The organism is Afipia sp. GW822-FHT04G07, from assembly GCF_058800765.1.
The window spans coordinates 1,121,727-1,138,364 of the sequence record NZ_JBXAMP010000001.1; the positions used below are offsets into that span (position 1 = coordinate 1,121,727).

Annotated in this window: 18 protein-coding genes; 4 read left to right on the forward strand and 14 right to left on the reverse strand. The window is 60.5% G+C overall.

Annotated features, from left to right (window positions below; all coding sequences use genetic code 11):
- Nucleotides 1-135: 135 nt before the first annotated feature.
- From AC1RKJ_RS05635 to AC1RKJ_RS05670, 8 genes are all read right to left on the reverse strand, one after another.
- Nucleotides 136-1,701 carry a DUF5677 domain-containing protein gene (locus tag AC1RKJ_RS05635; RefSeq protein ID WP_492790091.1) on the reverse strand — a complete coding sequence of 522 codons (1,566 nt, stop codon included), beginning with the start codon at nt 1,699-1,701 and terminating at the stop codon, nt 136-138.
- Between the two features lie 807 nt (nt 1,702-2,508).
- Nucleotides 2,509-3,237 carry a sensor histidine kinase gene (locus tag AC1RKJ_RS05640; protein WP_492790092.1) on the reverse strand — a complete coding sequence of 243 codons (729 nt, stop codon included), beginning with the start codon at nt 3,235-3,237 and terminating at the stop codon, nt 2,509-2,511.
- 26 nt (nt 3,238-3,263) lie between these two features.
- A complete protein-coding gene (locus AC1RKJ_RS05645) occupies nt 3,264-3,467 on the reverse strand; it encodes a hypothetical protein (RefSeq protein ID WP_492790093.1) in 204 nt (67 codons plus the stop codon).
- An 83-nt stretch (nt 3,468-3,550) separates the two neighbouring features.
- Nucleotides 3,551-3,847, reverse strand: a complete 297-nt coding sequence (locus AC1RKJ_RS05650; RefSeq protein ID WP_492790094.1) for a hypothetical protein — start codon at nt 3,845-3,847, stop codon at nt 3,551-3,553.
- A complete protein-coding gene (locus tag AC1RKJ_RS05655; RefSeq protein ID WP_492792811.1) occupies nt 3,840-3,980 on the reverse strand; it encodes a hypothetical protein in 141 nt (46 codons plus the stop codon). The genes AC1RKJ_RS05650 and AC1RKJ_RS05655 overlap by 8 nt, the downstream gene beginning before the upstream one ends.
- Before the next feature lie 130 nt (nt 3,981-4,110).
- Nucleotides 4,111-4,434 (reverse strand): hypothetical protein, encoded by a 324-nt coding sequence (locus AC1RKJ_RS05660; protein WP_492792654.1) that lies wholly within the window; start codon nt 4,432-4,434, stop codon nt 4,111-4,113.
- 213 nt (nt 4,435-4,647) lie between these two features.
- Nucleotides 4,648-6,147: a glycosyltransferase family 39 protein gene (locus tag AC1RKJ_RS05665; RefSeq protein WP_492790095.1), complete on the reverse strand. Its 1,500-nt coding sequence runs from the start codon at nt 6,145-6,147 to the stop codon at nt 4,648-4,650.
- Nucleotides 6,144-7,256: a glycosyltransferase gene (locus AC1RKJ_RS05670; protein WP_492790096.1), complete on the reverse strand. Its 1,113-nt coding sequence runs from the start codon at nt 7,254-7,256 to the stop codon at nt 6,144-6,146. Before AC1RKJ_RS05670 ends, AC1RKJ_RS05665 begins: the two co-directional genes overlap by 4 nt.
- 294 nt (nt 7,257-7,550) lie before the next feature.
- Here AC1RKJ_RS05670 and AC1RKJ_RS05675 point away from each other — a divergent pair, with 294 nt between their 5' ends.
- The 4 genes from AC1RKJ_RS05675 (at nt 7,551) to AC1RKJ_RS05690 (ending at nt 11,150) form a co-directional block, all read left to right on the forward strand.
- Nucleotides 7,551-8,354 (forward strand): DUF72 domain-containing protein, encoded by an 804-nt coding sequence (locus AC1RKJ_RS05675; RefSeq protein WP_492790097.1) that lies wholly within the window; start codon nt 7,551-7,553, stop codon nt 8,352-8,354.
- Between the two features lie 27 nt (nt 8,355-8,381).
- A complete protein-coding gene (locus AC1RKJ_RS05680) occupies nt 8,382-8,843 on the forward strand; it encodes a DUF488 domain-containing protein (RefSeq protein WP_492790098.1) in 462 nt (153 codons plus the stop codon).
- Nucleotides 8,844-8,983: 140 nt separating this feature from the next.
- Nucleotides 8,984-9,754 (forward strand): cellulose biosynthesis protein BcsS, encoded by a 771-nt coding sequence (bcsS, locus tag AC1RKJ_RS05685; protein ID WP_492790099.1) that lies wholly within the window; start codon nt 8,984-8,986, stop codon nt 9,752-9,754.
- A gap of 115 nt (nt 9,755-9,869) precedes the next feature.
- Complete coding sequence (locus AC1RKJ_RS05690) at nt 9,870-11,150, forward strand: MFS transporter (protein ID WP_492790100.1); 1,281 nt, start codon at nt 9,870-9,872, stop codon at nt 11,148-11,150.
- A 6-nt stretch (nt 11,151-11,156) separates the two neighbouring features.
- On the opposite strand, the gene AC1RKJ_RS05695 is transcribed toward AC1RKJ_RS05690, so the two are convergent.
- The 6 genes from AC1RKJ_RS05695 to AC1RKJ_RS05720 form a co-directional block, all read right to left on the reverse strand.
- A complete protein-coding gene (locus AC1RKJ_RS05695) occupies nt 11,157-12,473 on the reverse strand; it encodes an adenylate/guanylate cyclase domain-containing protein (RefSeq protein WP_492790101.1) in 1,317 nt (438 codons plus the stop codon).
- A 43-nt stretch (nt 12,474-12,516) separates the two neighbouring features.
- Entirely contained in the window at nt 12,517-13,665 is a 1,149-nt protein-coding gene (locus tag AC1RKJ_RS05700) for an ABC transporter permease (RefSeq protein WP_492790102.1), read from the reverse strand.
- On the reverse strand, nt 13,662-14,603 hold the full coding sequence (locus tag AC1RKJ_RS05705; RefSeq protein WP_492790103.1) for an ABC transporter ATP-binding protein: 942 nt from the start codon (nt 14,601-14,603) through the stop codon (nt 13,662-13,664). Before AC1RKJ_RS05705 ends, AC1RKJ_RS05700 begins: the two co-directional genes overlap by 4 nt.
- Nucleotides 14,600-15,370: an HlyD family secretion protein gene (locus tag AC1RKJ_RS05710; RefSeq protein WP_492790104.1), complete on the reverse strand. Its 771-nt coding sequence runs from the start codon at nt 15,368-15,370 to the stop codon at nt 14,600-14,602. The genes AC1RKJ_RS05705 and AC1RKJ_RS05710 overlap by 4 nt, the downstream gene beginning before the upstream one ends.
- Nucleotides 15,367-16,077, reverse strand: coding sequence for a TetR/AcrR family transcriptional regulator (locus AC1RKJ_RS05715; protein WP_492790105.1), 711 nt, complete (start codon nt 16,075-16,077; stop codon nt 15,367-15,369). Before AC1RKJ_RS05715 ends, AC1RKJ_RS05710 begins: the two co-directional genes overlap by 4 nt.
- A gap of 148 nt (nt 16,078-16,225) precedes the next feature.
- Complete coding sequence (locus AC1RKJ_RS05720) at nt 16,226-16,636, reverse strand: DUF4189 domain-containing protein (RefSeq protein WP_492790106.1); 411 nt, start codon at nt 16,634-16,636, stop codon at nt 16,226-16,228.
- Nucleotides 16,637-16,638 lie beyond the last annotated feature (2 nt).

Consider the following 16,638-nt stretch of genomic DNA (forward strand, 5'->3'; position numbering starts at 1 on the left):
GGCAATCCTTCTTTTTGAGAAGATAGATGCGCGGGCAAGCCCGCGTATGACAAACGGAAAATACAAAACCACGGAAGCGATGCCGGAATTTTCTTTTTTCATCCGTTGATCAATTAAAGAGCGTACAGATTTATCCTAGGAGTCGTCGTATTGAGACATTTCAGACATTTGCGCATTAATAAGATCGAATGCGCTATGAGCTTGTAAAACACCCAGCACCTCGTCGAGATGTCCAAGCGTTTTGCTAAAATATTTTGATGCCAAATGGAGCCAGCTTAAATCAGGAGTCATAGGCGCAATTGACGCGCCACGATGCAAACGGTGAGCCGGATTTTGGCAATAGGCTGTGTTGAACACACTAATATGAGCCCAGTTTGAATGAACCGCAGCGCTAAACGGCTGATACACGTAGTTGTAAAAGTCAATGAAGCCAGCTTCTTCGGCCATCTTACGCGCAGTGAGGCCGGACCAGTTGCCCAAATTCACTTCGACGAATGCCTCCATTCGTTGAGCCTTTAGCCAGTCACCCCACATCTCGATCATATGACGCAGACTCTCAGCCTCATCTTGGTCGATCGTGGTTTCTAGTGCTCGCTTTTGATGGGCTATCTGCAATTTGATAGCGCCTTGCCCATCTTCGATAAAAAGTCGGGCCCGCGGCCCTGGGTCTCTGAGTATCCAAGCCAAGCTGATAAATACGTCAGCCATTGCCCTCAACAAAATAGGCGCTAAGTGCGGGGTCCAAACACCGGGTGAAGATGCCATTTCCATAGCCAGCGTCGCTTGCCGAGAAAGGAGGGCCGATATGACCTCGAAGGGCTCAATCTCGTTCAGATCAAACTCCAGATTCGCCAATCTGCTACGCAGATCCGCTCGAACTGCATTGCGATAGGCAAAAATAAAACGCTCCAAAGGATCTTCGCTTTCGCTACTTTCGTCGTCGAGCGTTTGCGGAAGCTGACAAGAACCAAAACCAGAAATATGGTTCCAAAAATTGTTTACCCATGGTGCATCATCCGTAAAGTTGCCGTCGTCAATCGTCCTCGACATAAACAACATCGATTCCGCCGCGCGAAAAGCCCCAGCGGCGCGGTTGGCTTCTTCCGTCTCGGGGTAACGATGGATCACTTTGAACCGCTCGATCAGATCATCGATTAGGTGCGGCGCAACGTGTATCTTGCCTTGGTCTAGTCCAAGCTCGTATCCTAGTGCTCTCGACAAAACTGCGATGCGCCCGTTGCGATCGTAGAATTCTTGGAGCAATTGTGGAAAGCGCGCCATCTGTTCGGTCGTAGCGCTCACGTTGCCTAAAAAGGCCAATGGATGATCCGGTATCGTAGCCGCCAGCGGCGCCAGCGATCGGCGGATAATCGAAAGGGTCTCGCGATTCAGTTTGGATGTCGCGGCCGCCTTTTCCGTTTCTGAAAGCTCTGCGAAAGCGCTGAGCTTCACAAACATTGGGCGTTCAGTGCCATCGATTACAGCGCATGTAGCTCGACTTAGCGCGAGGCAATATTTTCTAGCTGCCTCATAACCACAATCGTCGATTACTAAGCCGATCCAAATTGCTTCAGGAACAAGCTGGCGGGCCCAAGAGTACTGAGAGAGCTTCCTTCCGAGTTTATGAACAAAGGGCGGGACGAGCTTGCGTTTGACGACTGTGTGATCCTCAAGGACCGGCTTTCGCTTCTCATCAACCAAACTGTCCTCCCAATCCCGCGCAACTTGACGGTCTCGTGCACATCATCGAGCTTAGCTTGGGTTGAGCGAAGCCCGATGCGAGCCAGGAGGTTTTATCAGCGTTCCATGACTCTTGACATTTCTCTTTATAGGATTATATTCCCTTTCGTCCCGCCCCGTCATGAGGGGCGTTTCGCGATCGTCACGATACGCGGGGCGGGATGCGGTGGCGCGGCAGCGTCAGGCGCGCGCGAGGATGGCGGGGCGCGTTCCTTGTACAAAGGGCGCGTGAACCATCCGGGCAAGCGCTGGACGAACCACGCTGTGCGCGGGATTGCGGGCGGCAACGCTTGCATGACCGCGCAACATCCGCGCCGGCCCAAGTCGTGTGGTCCTGCGAAATCCGGTCTGCCCCGTTTGCTTCCAACCGGAAGCATCGGCCTCAGCGGAGACGACGGTGACAGCCCACGGGCGTTCGCCGGGGAGAGCACGAAGCAAGCCGGAGCACCACCGCGTGCGGAACGCCGGATGTAACCGGCGCAACCGTGGTGACTACGCTCGTGTGCTTTTTATTTTTGCACACGGGGCTGCGGATGCGCTCGCGCATCCGGCGTTCCGCGCGCCCTCATTTGGGTGCAAGGCGCATAAGATGAATTCGGGCGCCCCCGCGCCGTCATAACAACAGGGGTGATGCCGCATGACCCCGACCGGAACGGCCGCGTCAGCGAAAAGCGTGAAGCGGTCTTCGGATCAGGTCATGCGCAAACACAAGACACGACTGATTGAAAGTGGCTGTTTGAAAATTGAATCTGCCGTTGACCGACGCGATCACTTGAGCCCGATCACAGGCTCCTGCAGCGAAGCGATCGGGATATTGACATCGCAGACGAGGCCCGACGGCTCGAAAATCAGCCGCGCCTCGCCCTGAAGCTGGCCGGGCAAGGCCTGCTCGATGAAACGGCTGCCGAAACTTTTTTCCGCCGGCTCGACAACGGCCGGACCATTGCTCTCGCGCCATTCGAGCTTGAAACGTCCCGCCTCGGCATCGACCGCCCAGACGATCGAGACGCGGCCTTCCGGCACCGACAACGCGCCGTATTTCAGCGCGTTGGTGCTCAACTCATGAACCACCATCGAGAGCGCCACCGCAGGCCCCGACGAAATCGCGATGTTGTCGCCGGTGATGGTGAATTGCTTCAGCCCCTCGGTTTGAAAGGCCAGGATCGCGTTCTCGATCAGCGAGCGGCAGCCCGCCCCTGTCCAGCTTTCGCGGATCAGAAGATCGTGAGACACGCCAAGCGCGGCCAGACGGCTGGCGATTGTCTTCGCCGCCGCCTCGACATTCGGCGCACCGCGCAGGCTTTGCGACGCGATGGCCGATGCAATGGCCAGCATGTTCTTCACCCGGTGGTGAAGTTCGCCGATCAGGACGGTCTGCAACCTTGCAGCGACCTCATGGGCGTGAGCTTCGACACCTGCCTGAATCAGCAACTGCCGAAGCTGGTCATTTTCACTCTCGACGTCACGTAACGGCGCGAGATATCGCACAGTACTCATTGATCATCCTGTATTGCGGCCAGCCGTCACAACTTGCGCTTTGCGACAACCGGCGGCGGCGGCCTCAGTTCCGCGATCTTCAAGGCCGCTTCCTGTTCGGTCGCGTGCGGGCCGGTGACGAACGTGCCGCTCATCTTGAGAGTGTACCATCCCGACACGACTCCAAGCCGAAGCGACTCCTCCTGCTTGACGTGCCGTGACGTGAGTTCCTTGGTTGTAATATCGAGCATGTGTGACCCTCACGTTCCCGCTGAACGTCTGGATGAATTTCAGGATCAATCGTTCGCGGAAAAACAATCGAATGTCGAAAATATCAGCTTTCGCTGTCGAGCCGGGCGAAGTCCTTGAGAACCGAAGCGACAAGGTCACGATGATGCGTATTCTGCTCACTCAGGCTGGCGTAGAAGAGGTTCAAAACATAACGCGCCTTGGCCGCAGCTTCCGGCCACGACGCCGCAGGCGCATCGAGCAGCTGCGCCTCGATTTCCAATTGGCGTTCGCGCAGGATAGCGGCATGGGCTTCCGCATCCGCGAGTATCCGCCGCAGCCCGGTGGCTTTCTGTGCAGCCATGCCACGATGAGAGTCGAGTTCGACGGGGTCGTTAGACATTCGGCGTCACCGCATCGCGATGCTGCGCGTCGGTCACGACCTCATAAGCGCCGGCCGGAAGCAGGCGTTCAATGCCTTTGATACGTGCCGGACGCTTGAAGATAACCGTCTCCCGCCGCGTTCTCATGGACATGAGAAGCATCCTGCAGCGGCGCAATGGTTTTGCATGGGTTGACTGTGCGCCTTTCCCACGCGGATAGCTATCGGTTTATTGCAGGAAAATCGCGTGAATTTGCGCGAATGAGGCAAGCCACAGGCCCCGTTCAATCGTCGTCATTGTCCGCAGGCGGCGGCGGAGCCAGTGGCGCTTGCGAGGACGGCGGCGCTTGCGGCCGGATGACGCGCGGATTGTTCGCCTGACCCGTGGTCTGCGAGTTGGCCGATTGCCCCGCGGCTTGCGGCGGCGTCGCCTGCGGCGGATAGAACACCGCATAGCAGGCCGGGCTCAGGCGCGGCCCGGAATTTCGCAGGCATGACGTGATCCGGCCTTCATCCGGAATGTATCGTCCACACAAGCGAAACACATCCGGCGTGCAGGCTTCGCGCTGCTGCTCGGAGCCCTGCTCCGCAAGCGCGCCATGCCCCATCAGCGAAACGCCACATAGCACGATCAGGCCGAAGACTGTTTTTGACGTCATGATCTTCTCCCGGATGACTGGGATAGAATCGCGCAGGCTTCAAAAAGTTTCCCGCTTCGTGATCTTCTTCAAGCGCAAATGATGAGCGCGCCTGGCGCCAGCCGCGTTCAATGCGCCGCGAAACCGGCAAAATGCGGGCAAACGAATGGCAGGACGCGGGAGCTAGTCGCGCAGTTCCGGCGCCGGCGAGCGATTCAGCGGATCGCCTTTCGCGCCCTCCAGCAGCGTGACCTGATTGGTCTCGAAGCCGACGCCGCTGCGCTTGCGCTCCAGGTCGGCGAGATTTTCGCTGCGCGCATAAGCGTCGCGGAATGGAAGGCTCGCGCCCGGCGGGCCGACCAGCAGCACTCGTCCTTTCAGCAGCGCGGCATCCGGCTCCTGCATGAACGTCCAGCGATAGCGCTGCTGGTACTGCGCGACGCACGTGCCCTTCGGCAGATAGAAGATCAGCCAGGACGTGGTGGCGTAATCGGCGGCGACAACGCAGTCCGCATGTTGCGCCAAACGGATCGCCTCGATCTCGGCTGCGAGTTGCGGCCAGCCGACGCCGACGCTGCGCACCGTCGCATCGCGGCGGAAGCCTGTGAAGATGCCGGTGTTGGCCTGCACGATCAGAACGACGAACAGCGCGACACCGATCGGCAGCGCGAAGCGGCGCGACAGATCCACCGTGCGCTGGTTGCGCGCACTCCATGCCGTGCCCCACGCCGCGAACGCAGCCGCGATGGCGAAGGCTGGATACACCGGCCCCAGCCAGTTGGCCTCGACGCGGGCGTGCAGCGAATGCCACACGAAATAAAGGAAGATCATCCAGACGCTGATGGCGATCAGCGCCGCGCCCGCGACGTTGCTGGATCTGCGTCGCGCCAGCGCAGTCAGGCCAAACGCGCCAAGAATGAAAATGGACGGCGTCGCGAAGGCGAACTGTGTCGGCAGCATCTCGCCGAGATATTTCAGCGTGATGCCTTCGACCCGCGCGCGGCCGAGCTGCTTGACGAACGACACCCACTCATGATCGGCGTTCCACAGGATTACCGGCGAGAACACCGCGAACGCCACGATGCCGCCGAGATACGGCCACGGCGACGCCAGCCAGCGGCGCTGGTCCTTCACCAGCAAGAGCCACAGCAGAATCTCGGCGCCGAAAAACAGCGCGGTGTATTTCGACAACAGCCCGCAGCCCACCGCCACGCCGACCGCAAGCCACCACACGCCACGCTGGGTCTGCCAGACCTTGGCGAGGAAAAAGAGCACGAAGCACGCTGCCACCATCAGGGGCGCATCCGGCGTCACAATGGTCGTGCCGACCGAAGCCATCAGCGTCGCGTTGAGTAGAACGGCAGCTGTCGCGGCGATGCGGGCGTCGTCGAACAGGATGCGCGCCGCGCGATAGACCGCCCAGCTCATCGGCAGCGCGAGCAGGATCGAGACCAGCCGCACGCCGAATGCGGTGTCGCCTGCGATCATGGTGCCGAGGCGGATCACCACTGCGACCATCGATGGGTGATCGTAATAACCGCCCGCGAGATGGTTCGACCAGGTCCAGTAATAGGCCTCGTCGAATGTCAGCGGCGTCAACGCACCTGCGATGAGGCGAAGCAGCACCAACGCGGCGACGGTGAGTGCCGTGCCGCGCGCCAGCTTCGCGTCGGGGGAGATCATTTCGCGCGCCAGACGAAAAGACTGGAGACGCCGTAGTTCCAGACCACGCCCATCAGCGCGCCGGCTGCGCCCGCGAGCCACCAGATCGGCTCCTGATCGAACACCGTGGCCGCGACGCCGACATTGGCCAGCAGACCGACGCTGCACACCAGATAAAACAGCAACAGGCCGCGGACGAGAGACAGCCCCTTCAACCGCTGATCGCGATAGGTCAGCTGATTGTTGAGCAGAAAGTTTCCAGTCATCGCGACAAACGCCGCGATGCCTTGCGCCTCCGCGAACGGAGCCTTGAACGCGAGCGCGATATAGAGCGTCGCGAAGTGGACCAGAAGGCCGATGGCGCCCACCACAGCGAATAGGAGAAAGCGCAGCGAGACCAGATCGTGGGTCAGCTTCGCCAGCACAAGGCCAAGGAAGTCCAGCACTACCAGCGAATCCAGCTTGCTCTCGCCATGCAGGCGCTCGCCGAAGGAATATGGCACCTCGGTGACGCGGAGCTTTCCGCCCGCGGTCGCCACGATGTCCAGCAGGATCTTGAACCCCTGCACCGAGAGCGAGGGCGCAAGCTGCTCGAAGCGGTCGCGGCGGATCATAAAGAACCCGCTCATCGGATCGGCGATCTCGATGTGCAGCAGTTTCTTGGCGATGTTGGTCGCGAACACGCTGCCGCCGAGACGCGCGCTGCCGAAACTGCCGGTGTCGCCGCCGCTGACATAGCGGCTGCCGACGGCAAGTTCAGCCTCGCCCGATTGCAGCAGCGCAAGCATCTTGGGCAACTGGGTCTCGTCGTGCTGCAGGTCGGCGTCCATCACCGCGACGTAAGGCGCGCTTGTGGCGAGAATGCCCTCGATGCATGCGCCGGAAAGACCCCGCCGCCCGACGCGGCGAATGCACCGGACCCGCGAGTCGGCCTGTGCCAACTGACGCGCTACTTCCCAGGTGCCGTCGGGGGAATTGTCGTCGACGAAGATGACTTCCCACGCAATACCGGACAGCGCGGCGTCCAGCTTCGCAAAAAGCTTGGGGACGTTCTCGCGCTCTTTGAAAGTCGGCACCACGACGCATAATTGCCGTGCAGGCGCCGCCCCGGAGGAGATGGCCTCAGTCATGGGGCCAGCGTATATCCGGGGTGCAGGACGATGCCAAGACGCCTCGCCTGCCGCGATTTCGGTGCGATAATGCCGGGAATCGGGTGGCTGGGCGTCGTCAGGGGTCCAGAAATGCCAACGACCACGGAGGGAAACCGGTGAGAGAATCAAGGCTGCGCGTACATCCGGCGCGCTCAACCTCTCACGGTGTCTTCTCGTGGTCGTCCCGGCGACGGAGCGGGGCTGCAACATCGCCGATATGTTCTAGATAGGTACGAGACACGCGCTCCGCAAGAGCCCCTCAGGGAAGCAAAAATGGCGAAAAAATCGGGCCAAATCCACATCGGCATCGGCGGCTGGACCTTCGCGCCATGGCGCGGCGTGTTCTATCCGGAGAAGCTGACCCAGGCGAAAGAACTCTCCTATGCCGCTTCGAAGCTGACCTCGATCGAGATCAACGGCACCTACTATGGATCGCAGAAGCCCGAGAGCTTCCGCAAATGGGCCAGCGAAGTGCCGGACGGCTTTATATTTTCAGTCAAGGGACCGCGCTTTGCCACCAACCGCCGCGTACTGGCGGAGGCCGGCGATTCCATCAAGCGCTTCTACGATTCCGGGGTCACGGAAATGGGTGACCGGCTCGGCCCAGTGCTGTGGCAGTTTGCGCCGACCAAAAAATTCGATGAGGCAGACTTCGGCGCCTTTCTCGAACTCTTGCCACGCAAGTTCGACGGCGTCGCTCTGCGCCATGTGGTGGAGGTGCGGAACGAGAGCTTCCGCACGCCGTCGTTCATCGCGCTGCTGCGCAAGCATAACGTCGCCGTCGTCTACGCCGATCATGCGAAATATCCGGCGATTGCCGACGTCACCACCGATTTCGTCTACGCGCGTCTTCAGACTGGACAGGACACGATCAAGACCGCCTACCCGCCGAAGGCGCTGGATGAATGGGCGAAACGGCTGACATTGTGGGCGGAAGGCGGCGAGCCGGATGACCTGCCCCGCGCCGACAAGACGCCTGCCAGGAAACAGCCCCGCGACGTGTTCGCCTATGTGATCCATGAAGGCAAAATCCGCGCGCCCGCGGGCGCGATGGAATTGATCGAGCGGGTTAAGTGATTCAACAAGAACCGAACGGGAGTCGGCATGGCCAAAGCCAAAAAGCTTTTCACCATCGGCTACGAACAAACACCGGCCAGGGCAGTGCTGGACGAACTGCAGCGCGCCGGCGTGAAACTGCTGGTGGACGTGCGCGCGATCGCTTCATCGCGCCGTCCGGGATTTTCCAAGACGCAACTCGCCGCAGGCCTGGATGAGCGCGGCATCGGCTATGTCCATCTTCGGGGATTGGGCACACCGAAGGACGGACGCGAGGCGGCACGTAGCGGCGACGTAAAGACAATGTCAAAAATCTACCACGCCCATCTCAAGACTCCGCAGGCGCGCGAAGAATTGGTTGAACTGCAAGCTCTGGTCGTGAAAGCCGGACCCGTGTGCATCCTCTGCTACGAGCGCGATCACAAGGTCTGCCACCGCAGGTTCATCGCCGAGATTATCGGGGAGCGCGAGGGCGTGAAGATAGACAACCTGGCCGCCCCGCAATTCTGAGTTATCCACAGGGCCTGAGAATAACTTTGGTTGCGTTCATGGGGTGTTCCCGTCTCGTTCGCTAGACGAACTCCCTCCCCACCGCTCTAATTACCTACGTAATTTTACTTAAGTTTTTTCATCGGGGCTCTGGGGGCTCCATGTGTTGCGTTGGACGAGTGGGCGCGTTTTGCGTCACTGCCGCTGTCCTGTTTTGCGGTAGCGCGCCAGCTATTGCCGATCCGGCCATCGTCGATACCGATGCGATCGCACCTGTTGAAAGCCGCCTGAACGGTGGCGCGTCTCCCGAAAAATTCCTTTATTTCAGCGGCTTCGATCTCTGGCGCACCGGCGGATCGTTCTACGGCGGCATGCAATGGGCGCCATGCGGCCTGAACCAGGACGGCTTCACGCTGAAATTGCTGCTCGCATCAGGCACCTATCGCTACCTCGCAGGCACAACCAATATCCGCGGCACCGGACTACTCGCTTCGCTTATGCCGGGATGGCGGATCAAGCACGGCAACTTCGAAGCCAAGATCTTCGCCGGTCTTGACCTCCAGAACCATCGTCTCTCCCCGGACGATCCCGGAAACAGCCTGCGCGGAAATCGCGCCGGCCTGCGCGTCGGTGCCGATCTGTGGTGGGAGCCGACCACGACACTCATGCTGGCGTCATCGATTTCCGGCTCGACGATCGGAACCACGTTTGGCGTACGCGCCGCTGCGGGATGGCGCGTCATGGACCGCTTCTGGGCCGGGCCCGAGCTGGAGACATCGGGTGACGAGGTATACCGGCAGTACCGGATCGGTGCGCATATCACGTCGTTCAAACTGGCCGCCTTCGAGTGGTCGCTCGGCGCCGGCTACGTCGAGGACAACAGCCACCGCTCCGGGCTGTACGGGCGCCTCAGCCTTCTCACCCGCCGATAGCGTCACAGACCAGACTTTGCTAGATGTTCAAAAACAGGACACGAAAGGTTGAATAGTATGACGATCATCATACTATAAATACACCTTCCGTTTTCTCCGTCTTTCAGGACTTGCGATGATTTCTTCATGGGTTGCTGCACGCCTTGCCGCACGAGGCATCCACTACGGCTGGGTCATGGTCGCAGTGACGTTCTTTACCGCGCTCGTGAGCTCGGCCTCGGTCGGCGCGCCGGGCGTATTCATCCTGCCCCTGGAGAAGGAATTCGGCTGGACCACCACGCAGATTTCGTCCGCGCTCTCGATTCGCCTGTTGCTGTTCGGGCTGATGGCCCCTTTCGCGGCGGCGCTGATGGTCCGTTTTGGACTGCGCAACGTTGTCATCTCCGCGCTGACGATCATCACGACAGGTCTGCTCGCGTCGCTGGCCATGACCGAGGCTTGGCATTTGATCGCGCTATGGGGCTTCGTGGTCGGATTCGGAACCGGCATGACGGCAATGGTTCTCGGCGCGACGGTCGCGACGCGCTGGTTCACCGCGCATCGGGGCTTGGTGGTTGGAATCTTCGCCGCCAGCGTCGCCACAGGGCAGCTCGTCTTCCTGCCAATCATGGCCTACCTCACGGAAGCATTCGGTTGGCGCACCGCCTTGGGCACCATGTGCGTGATGCTCGCAGTCGCCGTCCTTGTGGTCGTGCTGTTCATGAGAGACCGCCCTTCCGACCTCGGATTGCGGCCGGTTGGCGATAACGGCACCGCCCCTGCCCCGGTGCCGCCTCCTGCCACCTCGATCGTCGCAGCGGCTTTCACGGCCTTGCGCGATGCGGCGCGAACCCGGGTGTTCTGGATTCTGTTCGGCACGTTCTTCATTTGCGGCGCGAGCACCAACGGGCTGGTGCAGACCCATCTCATTCCGATGTGCGCCGACTTCGGAATACCCGCGACAACCTCTGCGAGCTTGCTCGCAGCCATGGGCATTTTCGATTTCTTCGGCACCATTGCATCCGGCTGGCTATCGGATCGCTACGACAATCGCTGGCTGCTGTTCTGGTATTACGGCCTGCGCGGGCTGTCGCTGCTGTTCCTGCCCTTCACCGATTTCTCGTTCTACGGGCTGTCGATTTTCGCGATGTTCTACGGCCTCGACTGGATCGCCACCGTCCCGCCGACCGTGAAGCTGTCAGCGAAACACTTCGGCCCCGAACGCGCCGCAGTGGTGTTCGGATGGGTTTTCGTCGGCCACCAGCTTGGATCGGCGACGGCAGCATTCGGAGCGGGACTGACGCGGACGGTATACGAGACCTATCTGCCAGCCTTCTTTGCGGCGGGCGTTCTTTGCATCATCGCGGCCGGGGCCGTGCTGCTGCTCAGGAAAAGCCCGATGGCGGAGGCCGCGTAGATCCGCTCAGCCCAGACGCCAGATCGCCATGGGACGGTCGTAACCGCGAATATCGACTGCGCCGAGCGAGATTGCGTCGTCGCAATCCGCGCCGACCGCACGCCGGACGACGTCGGATAGAAGAAATTGCGAATTGAAGTCCTTGTTGAGAGCTTCAATTCGCGCGGCGAGATTCACGGTATCACCGATCACGGTATATTCCTTGCGCCGCGATGAGCCGATGTTGCCTGCGACGACTTCGCCAAAGTGAAGTCCGATCCCGATGCGCAGCGGCCATGCGCTGGCTTCGTTGTTGTTCGTCATGGCCACCAGCATTTCTCGGGCCGCCGCAACGGCATGATGCGCGGCATCCGGCGTCTCCAGCGGCGCGCCGAACAAGGCCAGAAAGCCGTCGCCGAGAAACTTGTTCACGATACCGCCGTGACGATCGAGAATTTCGACCAGCACGGCAAAGATGCCGTCCAGCCGGTCGACGACTTCCTGCGGACTGCGCGACCGTGCAGCCGCCGTAAAGCTGCGAAAATCCACGAACATGACGGCGACGTGGCGCGTATTGCTTTCCGTGCTGGTCCCTTCCGTCAGCAACCGCTCGACGACTTGGGGGGAGACGTGCTGGCCAAACAGGTTGGTCACCCTGTCCCGTGCGTTGACCGCCGCGATGCTTTTCACAAATTGCCGGCGCAACTGAACCCCGACCGCGCCGGCGAGAATTCCACAGATAAAAACAATCATGCTGCGAATGAGATGATAGTCCACATCCGGCGGTGCATCCGGATGATAGAACATCGCCATCGCGAACAACTCCGCCGCGGCAACGAATCCGGTGAAGGTCGATAGCCAGAAATCCAGCCGCAGTGTCGAGAGAATGATGAAAATGAAATACGTCAACGGCACGACATAGCCGAGCGCCTGAACGGAGCCCATGTTGTCGATGTGAAGCGCCAGCGCGACTGTCGGCGTGCTGATCTCGATAAATGCGCTCAGGTAACGGCGAACAACCGGCACATCACGATCGAGAGCGAGCTGCCGCTTGACGAGCGTGTGAACCGCAATCTCGAAAAGAATAAATGGCACCAGAATAATGTAGAGATACGCCGGCTTGAGATTGCCGTGCCAGAGCCGGTCCACCTGTTCGGGCGCAATGATATAGTACGTCCAGAGCACTGCGGTCAGCGTCGATACCGTGACAATCAAGGCCTTGATGCGGATCAGTTCGGTCTTGAGTATCTGACGCGTCAGCGCGCGCCGGAAGTCCTCCGACATCGCCGGATCTTCTCCATAAGCATGGCTTTCCGGCTTGCCCATCGCCCGGCCCCACAGCATCTGCCTTCCGGCATGGGACAGAATACAGAAATACCGGAGCGCCTCAATCCAGCGTGCGTCGGAATCGCGTGACCGCGATAGTCATGGCCACCAGCACCAGCACGCACAATGCAATCGCGTCGTACTGGAGGTTTTCGATGGACGCGCCCTTCAGCATGATCGCGCGGACGATGCGGATATAGTGCGTCAGCGGCAGCGCTTCGCCGATCCACTGCGCCCAAACCGGCATTCCGGCGAACGGAAACATGAAGCCGGACAGCAGGATGTTCGGCAGGAAAAACATCATCGACATCTGCATCGCCTGCAACTGGTTCTGCGCGATGGTCGAGAATGTGTATCCAATGGACAGGTTCGCCGCGATAAACAGCGTGGACAGCAGCGCCAGCATCCACAGGCTGCCGAGGATCGGCACCTGAAACAGAAAGAACCCGATGCCGATGATGATCGTGGCCTGTAAAAATCCGACGAGCACGTAGGGAATGATCTTGCCGAGCATCACCTCGACCGGCGTGATCGGCATCGCCAGTAGGTTCTCCATCGTGCCGCGTTCGATCTCGCGAGTCACCGACAGCGCCGTGAAAATCAGCATGGTCATGGTCAGGATGGTGCCCACCAGCCCCGGCACGATGTTCAGCCGCGACGACGCCGCGGGATTGTAGCGCGCATGAGCGCGAATCTCGAACGGCATCTCCGGCGGCTCGCCGACTTGCAGATCATGCTTGAGCGAACTCTGCACGATCTGTCCGAGTGCCCCGAGCGCCGATCCCGACGCCACCGGGTCGGTCGCATCGGCAGCGACCAGCAACGCGGGCTTGTCGCCGCGCCGGACCGCGCGCTCAAAGCCGCGCGGAATCTCCACACCGAACAGCACCTTGCCGGATTCCAGCAGGCTGTCGAATTCCGCTACGGTGTGAACCTCGCGGGTGAACCGGAAATACGTCGTGTTCTGGAGCGCCTTGAGAATCGAACGCCCCAGATCGCTGTCTTCCTGCAACAGCACGGCCGTCGGCAACTGGCGCGGCGTGGTGTTGATGGCATAGCCGAACAGCAAAAGCTGCATGATGGGGAGCATCACAATCATCGCGAACGACACGCGGTCGCGCCGCAACTGGATGAACTCTTTGGTCAGCATCGCATAGGTGCGCTGCCAGAAACCCGCCATGCCACCATTTGTGATCTGTGTTTCGCTCATTGGAAATTATCCTTCGAGCGGCCCATCAACTCGATGAAGACGTCTTCGAGCGACGGTTCGGATTTGTGCCACGAGACACCGCTGCCGGTCTTGTAGGGCGCAATCGCCGCTTCCAGCGCGGCGTCATCACGCCCGGAAACATGCAGGCTGGTGCCGAACGGCGCGACCATGTCGATACCCGGCTTGTCGATCAGCTCCATGGTGAGCTGGTTCAATCCCTCGCCCGTCACGGTGTACGTCGTCAGCGCGGATTTCGCGATTACCTCCTCGACGGTGCCGTGCGCCAGCAGGTTGCCGTAGGCGATATACGCGATCTCATGGCAGCGTTCGGCCTCGTCCATGTAATGCGTCGAGACCAGCACCGTGAGGCCATCCGCCGCGAGCGCATGAATCTCGTTCCAAAATTCACGCCGCGCCTTGGGATCGACGCCCGCGGTCGGCTCGTCGAGCAGCAGCAATTGCGGGCTGGGCAATGTGCATGCGCCGAGCGCGAGGCGCTGCTTCCAGCCTCCGGAAAGTTCACCTGCAAGCTGCTCCTCGCGCCCGGAGAGACCGATGCGCTTGATCATCTCGCGCGCCGCGGCGCGTGGATCACGCACGCCATAAAGCCGCGCGACGAATTCGAGATTCTCGCGCACCGAGAGATCCTGATAAAGGCTGAAGCGCTGCGTCATGTAGCCGACATGCCGCTTGATCTTGTCGGCATCGCGCCGGATGTCGTAGCCGAGGCACCTCCCCTCACCGCTGTCGGGCGTAAGCAGTCCGCACAGCATGCGGATGGTCGTGGTCTTGCCGGAGCCGTTCGGCCCGAGGAAGCCATAGATTGAGCCGCGCTTCACCTTCATCGACAGGTCATGCACCACCTCGCGGCCGCTGAACGATTTCGACAGGCCCTTGACCTCGATCGCGATGTCGGACGGCGCTGCTGCGTTGCTCACGGCGTCTTTCCAGTGGTGAAAATACTCACCGGTTGACCGACGCGCAGGCTCTCGGGTTTGTTCGGCCGCGCCTGGATCAGATAGACGAGCTTCGAGCGCTCATCGAGACTGTAGATCACGGGCGGCGTGTATTCCGCCGTGGTGGCAATGAAGTAGATCTTCGCGATCAGCTCGCCGGCGCAGCCGTCGCATGTGACGCGAACGTCCTGGCCGACCTTGAGCTTCGGTAATTCGGGCTCCGGAACGAAGAACCGGACCTTCATGTTGCCCGGCGGCAGAATCGAAATCACAGGCCGCTGCGCCGGAACGGTCTCGCCTTCCCGGAAATAGATCTGCTGGATCGTGCCAGCGATAGGCGCCTTCATCTGACGCCGTTCAAGTTTCGTCTGCGAGGTGTTCACCCGTGCCTCGGCAACCCGCAGCGAGGCCAGCGCGGAATCGAAATTCGCCTGCGTCCCCGAGCCGGTCTTGCTCAACGCGGCGGCGCGATCATAGGCCTGCTTCGCGTTGGCGAGTGTCGCGTTGCTCTGGTTCAGATCGGCGCGCTGGAGATCGTCATCGACCGCATAAAGCGGCGCGCCTGCCTCGACGTGATCGCCTTCCCGGACATTGAGCTTGACGACGCGGCCCTGTTCATCAGGACTGACGAAGATCAGGTCGGCCTCGATCCAGCCCTGGTAACCGGGATTCTTCGAGTCCCCGCATCCGGCCAGACTTGCCGCCAGCAACAGGACGAGAGCCGGCATAACTTTTCGCGACGCAATCATGCCGCCTTCCCTTCATCAAAAATCAAATCGAGATGAACGCGCAGCATCGCCGCCGCATCGAGCGGCGCATGTTTGCCGAAAAGGCCCTGCCAGATGATCGCCACCACTAGAGGCGCGACCACAAGCTGCGGAAAGTCCGCCAGACCCGGATTGCGGATCTCGCCGCGCGCGATGCCATATTCAATCAGCTTCCGCATCCCGGCGATGCCATGAGCGATCACCTCGCGGTAATAGAATTCGGCCAGCGCGGGAAAGCGCGTGCCTTCGGCAATGATCATGCGCACGATGTCGGCACGCCGCGTTCCGATGACATCATGGGCGAACGTATTCACCAGCGCCTCCATCGCAGCGCGCGCCGATCCCGCATCGGCCCCTATCGGCGGATTCGAAATCCGCACGATCAGCGGCCCCAGTGCGGTGCGCACCAGTTCCTGAAACAGCGCTTCCTTGTCCTTGAAGTGCAGATAGATCGTGCCCTTGGCGACCCCCGCCCGTTTGGCGACATCATCGAGGCGCGTCGCGGCAAAACCCTTGGCGGTGAATTCATCAAGACCAGCGGCAACGATCGCCGCGCGCCGTTCGGTCGCGCCGACCGCGCGCTTGGATGGACGTTTCGTCGCGGCGCGCTCGCTGGGCGCACGCGCTTTTACGTTGCGGTCGGAGCGATCCTTCGACGGGCGGGTATTGATGAGCGGTACTTTTGTCATGCCTTGAATATGACTGACGGGTCAGTCATATTCAAGAATAAACTGAGCGGCAGTGCCAGACCTCTATAAGCCTTTGATTTTATGATAAATTTCAGACTGCGAGTCTGGCCGAAACTCAGTTTCGCTCACGACAGGGCTGAAGCTTCGCTCAACCCCGCGCGTCGCAGGCCCAGGCACGGATCACGCATTCCTTGCCGCCGAACGCGTAGCATTTCTTCATCGCCTCATTGAGCGCGCTGGAGATGCGCGGTGCAACCGCGTAGCCGTGAGCGCCGCAAGGCTTGGCCATGTCGAGGGACAACGCAGCGCAGGCGCGTTTCATGGTGACCGCGCTGCAATTGCCTTTGCACTGCTTGAGCGCAGCGGCGCGCGCGCCCTGCTCTGCCGGGTAGTCGAAAGCCTGGCCGTAAGCCCCGCATTTTCCGACAGCCAGCGCGCCCGCTGCGTGAACGGACGTCGCAAGGCAGTAAGAGGCAAAAGACAAAACCAAAGCAAAAACGAAAATCGCGCGGAAATACGCGGCATTACGGTCGAGCAAAATCCCCTCCCCAGAGGTCATCC

Excerpts from the sequence above, each read along its gene's own strand:
- AC1RKJ_RS05665 (WP_492790095.1), bottom strand. The coding sequence starts at position 6,147 with ATGATCTCCCCCGACGCGAAGCTGGCGCGCGGCACGGCACTCACCGTC.
- AC1RKJ_RS05715 (WP_492790105.1), bottom strand. The coding sequence starts at position 16,077 with ATGACAAAAGTACCGCTCATCAATACCCGCCCGTCGAAGGATCGCTCC.
- AC1RKJ_RS05690 (WP_492790100.1), top strand. The coding sequence starts at position 9,870 with ATGATTTCTTCATGGGTTGCTGCACGCCTTGCCGCACGAGGCATCCAC.
- AC1RKJ_RS05680 (WP_492790098.1), top strand. The coding sequence starts at position 8,382 with ATGGCCAAAGCCAAAAAGCTTTTCACCATCGGCTACGAACAAACACCG.
- AC1RKJ_RS05660 (WP_492792654.1), bottom strand. The coding sequence starts at position 4,434 with ATGGGGCATGGCGCGCTTGCGGAGCAGGGCTCCGAGCAGCAGCGCGAA.
- AC1RKJ_RS05695 (WP_492790101.1), bottom strand. The coding sequence starts at position 12,473 with ATGCTGTGGGGCCGGGCGATGGGCAAGCCGGAAAGCCATGCTTATGGA.
- AC1RKJ_RS05675 (WP_492790097.1), top strand. The coding sequence starts at position 7,551 with ATGGCGAAAAAATCGGGCCAAATCCACATCGGCATCGGCGGCTGGACC.
- AC1RKJ_RS05710 (WP_492790104.1), bottom strand. The coding sequence starts at position 15,370 with ATGATTGCGTCGCGAAAAGTTATGCCGGCTCTCGTCCTGTTGCTGGCG.
- AC1RKJ_RS05650 (WP_492790094.1), bottom strand. The coding sequence starts at position 3,847 with ATGTCTAACGACCCCGTCGAACTCGACTCTCATCGTGGCATGGCTGCA.
- AC1RKJ_RS05670 (WP_492790096.1), bottom strand. The coding sequence starts at position 7,256 with ATGACTGAGGCCATCTCCTCCGGGGCGGCGCCTGCACGGCAATTATGC.
- AC1RKJ_RS05645 (WP_492790093.1), bottom strand. The coding sequence starts at position 3,467 with ATGCTCGATATTACAACCAAGGAACTCACGTCACGGCACGTCAAGCAG.
- bcsS (WP_492790099.1), top strand. The coding sequence starts at position 8,984 with ATGTGTTGCGTTGGACGAGTGGGCGCGTTTTGCGTCACTGCCGCTGTC.
- AC1RKJ_RS05655 (WP_492792811.1), bottom strand. The coding sequence starts at position 3,980 with ATGTCCATGAGAACGCGGCGGGAGACGGTTATCTTCAAGCGTCCGGCA.
- AC1RKJ_RS05720 (WP_492790106.1), bottom strand. The coding sequence starts at position 16,636 with ATGACCTCTGGGGAGGGGATTTTGCTCGACCGTAATGCCGCGTATTTC.
- AC1RKJ_RS05640 (WP_492790092.1), bottom strand. The coding sequence starts at position 3,237 with ATGAGTACTGTGCGATATCTCGCGCCGTTACGTGACGTCGAGAGTGAA.
- AC1RKJ_RS05700 (WP_492790102.1), bottom strand. The coding sequence starts at position 13,665 with ATGAGCGAAACACAGATCACAAATGGTGGCATGGCGGGTTTCTGGCAG.